The sequence below is a fragment of the Ornithinibacillus bavariensis genome (assembly GCF_018333235.1).
GTDB classification, from domain to species: Bacteria; Bacillota; Bacilli; order Bacillales; family Amphibacillaceae; genus Ornithinibacillus; species Ornithinibacillus bavariensis.
This window is the reverse complement of the sequence record NZ_BORP01000011.1, coordinates 1-5,513: the sequence shown is the minus strand read 5'-3', so window position 1 is coordinate 5,513 and position 5,513 is coordinate 1. Positions and strand designations below refer to the sequence as shown.

The following is a 5,513-nucleotide window of genomic DNA, read 5'->3' as shown; positions in this document are numbered from 1 at the left end:
CGTTGAGTTCGATAATGGTGATATGTATGTTGACGGCCATAAGGCTGCTTCTGACGTTCGTGATGAGTTTGTATCTGTTACTGAGAAGTTAATGGATGAATTGGCACAATGCTACAATGTGCTCCCCCAACTTGATATTAATAACACTATAGACCACCGCCCCGAAGGGGACGAAAAATGGTTTTTAGAGAACGAGAAGACGGTTACGCAGTTTTGCCGCAAGCTGGCTGCTGAACGCCCTCTTAAGGATATTCGCGATGAGTATAATTACCCCAAAAAGAAAGGTATTAAGGATGAGTGTTCAAGATTGCTGGAGGCCTCCACTATGAAATCGCGTAGAGGCTTTGCTATTCAGCGTTTGATGAATGCAATGCGACAGGCTCATGCTGATGGTTGGTTTATCGTTTTTGACACTCTCACGTTGGCTGACGACCGATTAGAGGCGTTTTATGATAATCCCAATGCTTTGCGTGACTATTTTCGTGATATTGGTCGTATGGTTCTTGCTGCCGAGGGTCGCAAGGCTAATGATTCACACGCCGACTGCTATCAGTATTTTTGTGTGCCTGAGTATGGTACAGCTAATGGCCGTCTTCATTTCCATGCGGTGCACTTTATGCGGACACTTCCTACAGGTAGCGTTGACCCTAATTTTGGTCGTCGGGTACGCAATCGCCGCCAGTTAAATAGCTTGCAAAATACGTGGCCTTATGGTTACAGTATGCCCATCGCAGTTCGCTACACGCAGGACGCTTTTTCACGTTCTGGTTGGTTGTGGCCTGTTGATGCTAAAGGTGAGCCGCTTAAAGCTACCAGTTATATGGCTGTTGGTTTCTATGTGGCTAAATACGTTAACAAAAAGTCAGATATGGACCTTGCTGCTAAAGGTCTAGGAGCTAAAGAATGGAACAACTCACTAAAAACCAAGCTGTCGCTACTTCCCAAGAAGCTGTTCAGAATCAGAATGAGCCGCAACTTCGGGATGAAAATGCTCACAATGACAAATCTGTCCACGGAGTGCTTAATCCAACTTACCAAGCTGGGTTACGACGCGACGCCGTTCAACCAGATATTGAAGCAGAACGCAAAAAGAGAGATGAGATTGAGGCTGGGAAAAGTTACTGTAGCCGACGTTTTGGCGGCGCAACCTGTGACGACAAATCTGCTCAAATTTATGCGCGCTTCGATAAAAATGATTGGCGTATCCAACCTGCAGAGTTTTATCGCTTCCATGACGCAGAAGTTAACACTTTCGGATATTTCTGATGAGTCGAAAAATTATCTTGATAAAGCAGGAATTACTACTGCTTGTTTACGAATTAAATCGAAGTGGACTGCTGGCGGAAAATGAGAAAATTCGACCTATCCTTGCGCAGCTCGAGAAGCTCTTACTTTGCGACCTTTCGCCATCAACTAACGATTCTGTCAAAAACTGACGCGTTGGATGAGGAGAAGTGGCTTAATATGCTTGGCACGTTCGTCAAGGACTGGTTTAGATATGAGTCACATTTTGTTCATGGTAGAGATTCTCTTGTTGACATTTTAAAAGAGCGTGGATTACTATCTGAGTCCGATGCTGTTCAACCACTAATAGGTAAGAAATCATGAGTCAAGTTACTGAACAATCCGTACGTTTCCAGACCGCTTTGGCCTCTATTAAGCTCATTCAGGCTTCTGCCGTTTTGGATTTAACCGAAGATGATTTCGATTTTCTGACGAGTAACAAAGTTTGGATTGCTACTGACCGCTCTCGTGCTCGTCGCTGCGTTGAGGCTTGCGTTTATGGTACGCTGGACTTTGTAGGATACCCTCGCTTTCCTGCTCCTGTTGAGTTTATTGCTGCCGTCATTGCTTATTATGTTCATCCCGTCAACATTCAAACGGCCTGTCTCATCATGGAAGGCGCTGAATTTACGGAAAACATTATTAATGGCGTCGAGCGTCCGGTTAAAGCCGCTGAATTGTTCGCGTTTACCTTGCGTGTACGCGCAGGAAACACTGACGTTCTTACTGACGCAGAAGAAAACGTGCGTCAAAAATTACGTGCAGAAGGAGTGATGTAATGTCTAAAGGTAAAAAACGTTCTGGCGCTCGCCCTGGTCGTCCGCAGCCGTTGCGAGGTACTAAAGGCAAGCGTAAAGGCGCTCGTCTTTGGTATGTAGGTGGTCAACAATTTTAATTGCAGGGGCTTCGGCCCCTTACTTGAGGATAAATTATGTCTAATATTCAAACTGGCGCCGAGCGTATGCCGCATGACCTTTCCCATCTTGGCTTCCTTGCTGGTCAGATTGGTCGTCTTATTACCATTTCAACTACTCCGGTTATCGCTGGCGACTCCTTCGAGATGGACGCCGTTGGCGCTCTCCGTCTTTCTCCATTGCGTCGTGGCCTTGCTATTGACTCTACTGTAGACATTTTTACTTTTTATGTCCCTCATCGTCACGTTTATGGTGAACAGTGGATTAAGTTCATGAAGGATGGTGTTAATGCCACTCCTCTCCCGACTGTTAACACTACTGGTTATATTGACCATGCCGCTTTTCTTGGCACGATTAACCCTGATACCAATAAAATCCCTAAGCATTTGTTTCAGGGTTATTTGAATATCTATAACAACTATTTTAAAGCGCCGTGGATGCCTGACCGTACCGAGGCTAACCCTAATGAGCTTAATCAAGATGATGCTCGTTATGGTTTCCGTTGCTGCCATCTCAAAAACATTTGGACTGCTCCGCTTCCTCCTGAGACTGAGCTTTCTCGCCAAATGACGACTTCTACCACATCTATTGACATTATGGGTCTGCAAGCTGCTTATGCTAATTTGCATACTGACCAAGAACGTGATTACTTCATGCAGCGTTACCATGATGTTATTTCTTCATTTGGAGGTAAAACCTCTTATGACGCTGACAACCGTCCTTTACTTGTCATGCGCTCTAATCTCTGGGCATCTGGCTATGATGTTGATGGAACTGACCAAACGTCGTTAGGCCAGTTTTCTGGTCGTGTTCAACAGACCTATAAACATTCTGTGCCGCGTTTCTTTGTTCCTGAGCATGGCACTATGTTTACTCTTGCGCTTGTTCGTTTTCCGCCTACTGCGACTAAAGAGATTCAGTACCTTAACGCTAAAGGTGCTTTGACTTATACCGATATTGCTGGCGACCCTGTTTTGTATGGCAACTTGCCGCCGCGTGAAATTTCTATGAAGGATGTTTTCCGTTCTGGTGATTCGTCTAAGAAGTTTAAGATTGCTGAGGGTCAGTGGTATCGTTATGCGCCTTCGTATGTTTCTCCTGCTTATCACCTTCTTGAAGGCTTCCCATTCATTCAGGAACCGCCTTCTGGTGATTTGCAAGAACGCGTACTTATTCGCCACCATGATTATGACCAGTGTTTCCAGTCCGTTCAGTTGTTGCAGTGGAATAGTCAGGTTAAATTTAATGTGACCGTTTATCGCAATCTGCCGACCACTCGCGATTCAATCATGACTTCGTGATAAAAGATTGAGTGTGAGGTTATAACGCCGAAGCGGTAAAAATTTTAATTTTTGCCGCTGAGGGGTTGACCAAGCGAAGCGCGGTAGGTTTTCTGCTTAGGAGTTTAATCATGTTTCAGACTTTTATTTCTCGCCATAATTCAAACTTTTTTTCTGATAAGCTGGTTCTCACTTCTGTTACTCCAGCTTCTTCGGCACCTGTTTTACAGACACCTAAAGCTACATCGTCAACGTTATATTTTGATAGTTTGACGGTTAATGCTGGTAATGGTGGTTTTCTTCATTGCATTCAGATGGATACATCTGTCAACGCCGCTAATCAGGTTGTTTCTGTTGGTGCTGATATTGCTTTTGATGCCGACCCTAAATTTTTTGCCTGTTTGGTTCGCTTTGAGTCTTCTTCGGTTCCGACTACCCTCCCGACTGCCTATGATGTTTATCCTTTGGATGGTCGCCATGATGGTGGTTATTATACCGTCAAGGACTGTGTGACTATTGACGTCCTTCCCCGTACGCCGGGCAATAATGTTTATGTTGGTTTCATGGTTTGGTCTAACTTTACCGCTACTAAATGCCGCGGATTGGTTTCGCTGAATCAGGTTATTAAAGAGATTATTTGTCTCCAGCCACTTAAGTGAGGTGATTTATGTTTGGTGCTATTGCTGGCGGTATTGCTTCTGCTCTTGCTGGTGGCGCCATGTCTAAATTGTTTGGAGGCGGTCAAAAAGCCGCCTCCGGTGGCATTCAAGGTGATGTGCTTGCTACCGATAACAATACTGTAGGCATGGGTGATGCTGGTATTAAATCTGCCATTCAAGGCTCTAATGTTCCTAACCCTGATGAGGCCGTCCCTAGTTTTGTTTCTGGTGCTATGGCTAAAGCTGGTAAAGGACTTCTTGAAGGTACGTTGCAGGCTGGCACTTCTGCCGTTTCTGATAAGTTGCTTGATTTGGTTGGACTTGGTGGCAAGTCTGCCGCTGATAAAGGAAAGGATACTCGTGATTATCTTGCTGCTGCATTTCCTGAGCTTAATGCTTGGGAGCGTGCTGGTGCTGATGCTTCCTCTGCTGGTATGGTTGACGCCGGATTTGAGAATCAAAAAGAGCTTACTAAAATGCAACTGGACAATCAGAAAGAGATTGCCGAGATGCAAAATGAGACTCAAAAAGAGATTGCTGGCATTCAGTCGGCGACTTCACGCCAGAATACGAAAGACCAGGTATATGCACAAAATGAGATGCTTGCTTATCAACAGAAGGAGTCTACTGCTCGCGTTGCGTCTATTATGGAAAACACCAATCTTTCCAAGCAACAGCAGGTTTCCGAGATTATGCGCCAAATGCTTACTCAAGCTCAAACGGCTGGTCAGTATTTTACCAATGACCAAATCAAAGAAATGACTCGCAAGGTTAGTGCTGAGGTTGACTTAGTTCATCAGCAAACGCAGAATCAGCGGTATGGCTCTTCTCATATTGGCGCTACTGCAAAGGATATTTCTAATGTCGTCACTGATGCTGCTTCTGGTGTGGTTGATATTTTTCATGGTATTGATAAAGCTGTTGCCGATACTTGGAACAATTTCTGGAAAGACGGTAAAGCTGATGGTATTGGCTCTAATTTGTCTAGGAAATAACCGTCAGGATTGACACCCTCCCAATTGTATGTTTTCATGCCTCCAAATCTTGGAGGCTTTTTTATGGTTCGTTCTTATTACCCTTCTGAATGTCACGCTGATTATTTTGACTTTGAGCGTATCGAGGCTCTTAAACCTGCTATTGAGGCTTGTGGCATTTCTACTCTTTCTCAATCCCCAATGCTTGGCTTCCATAAGCAGATGGATAACCGCATCAAGCTCTTGGAAGAGATTCTGTCTTTTCGTATGCAGGGCGTTGAGTTCGATAATGGTGATATGTATGTTGACGGCCATAAGGCTGCTTCTGACGTTCGTGATGAGTTTGTATCTGTTACTGAGAAGTTAATGGATGAATTGGCACAATGCTACAATGTGCTCCCC

General features: G+C 44.7%; 9 protein-coding genes. All 9 read left to right on the top strand.

Annotated features, from left to right (window positions below; translation table 11 throughout):
* Positions 1-1,351, top strand: a 1,351-nt coding sequence (locus tag KI338_RS18005) for a replication endonuclease (protein ID WP_032543131.1), incomplete at its 5' end; no start/stop codon positions are given.
* On the top strand, positions 1,284-1,436 hold the full coding sequence (locus tag KI338_RS18000) for a hypothetical protein (RefSeq protein WP_435988044.1): 153 nt from the start codon (positions 1,284-1,286) through the stop codon (positions 1,434-1,436). The genes KI338_RS18005 and KI338_RS18000, both read left to right, overlap by 68 nt.
* Positions 1,369-1,608: a phage DNA packaging protein C gene (locus tag KI338_RS17995; RefSeq protein WP_016670801.1), complete on the top strand. Its 240-nt coding sequence runs from the start codon at positions 1,369-1,371 to the stop codon at positions 1,606-1,608. Before KI338_RS18000 ends, KI338_RS17995 begins: the two co-directional genes overlap by 68 nt.
* Entirely contained in the window at positions 1,605-2,063 is a 459-nt protein-coding gene (locus KI338_RS17990) for a scaffolding protein D (protein ID WP_000084700.1), read from the top strand. Before KI338_RS17995 ends, KI338_RS17990 begins: the two co-directional genes overlap by 4 nt.
* The gene (locus KI338_RS17985) at positions 2,063-2,179 is read left to right on the top strand and encodes a phage DNA packaging protein J (RefSeq protein WP_000033471.1); all 117 of its coding nucleotides are present in this window, start codon (positions 2,063-2,065) and stop codon (positions 2,177-2,179) included. Before KI338_RS17990 ends, KI338_RS17985 begins: the two co-directional genes overlap by 1 nt.
* A gap of 36 nt (positions 2,180-2,215) precedes the next feature.
* Positions 2,216-3,499, top strand: coding sequence for a major capsid protein (locus tag KI338_RS17980; protein WP_000065572.1), 1,284 nt, complete (start codon positions 2,216-2,218; stop codon positions 3,497-3,499).
* 110 nt (positions 3,500-3,609) lie between these two features.
* A complete protein-coding gene (locus tag KI338_RS17975; RefSeq protein ID WP_000487867.1) occupies positions 3,610-4,137 on the top strand; it encodes a hypothetical protein in 528 nt (175 codons plus the stop codon).
* Between the two features lie 8 nt (positions 4,138-4,145).
* The gene (locus KI338_RS17970; protein WP_000466547.1) at positions 4,146-5,132 is read left to right on the top strand and encodes a Minor spike protein; all 987 of its coding nucleotides are present in this window, start codon (positions 4,146-4,148) and stop codon (positions 5,130-5,132) included.
* Between the two features lie 63 nt (positions 5,133-5,195).
* The coding region (locus tag KI338_RS17965; protein ID WP_505804920.1) for a hypothetical protein at positions 5,196-5,513 on the top strand (318 nt) is incomplete at its 3' end.

Excerpts from the sequence above, each read along its gene's own strand:
- KI338_RS17980 (WP_000065572.1), top strand. The coding sequence starts at position 2,216 with ATGTCTAATATTCAAACTGGCGCCGAGCGTATGCCGCATGACCTTTCC.
- KI338_RS17990 (WP_000084700.1), top strand. The coding sequence starts at position 1,605 with ATGAGTCAAGTTACTGAACAATCCGTACGTTTCCAGACCGCTTTGGCC.
- KI338_RS17970 (WP_000466547.1), top strand. The coding sequence starts at position 4,146 with ATGTTTGGTGCTATTGCTGGCGGTATTGCTTCTGCTCTTGCTGGTGGC.
- KI338_RS17985 (WP_000033471.1), top strand. The coding sequence starts at position 2,063 with ATGTCTAAAGGTAAAAAACGTTCTGGCGCTCGCCCTGGTCGTCCGCAG.
- KI338_RS17975 (WP_000487867.1), top strand. The coding sequence starts at position 3,610 with ATGTTTCAGACTTTTATTTCTCGCCATAATTCAAACTTTTTTTCTGAT.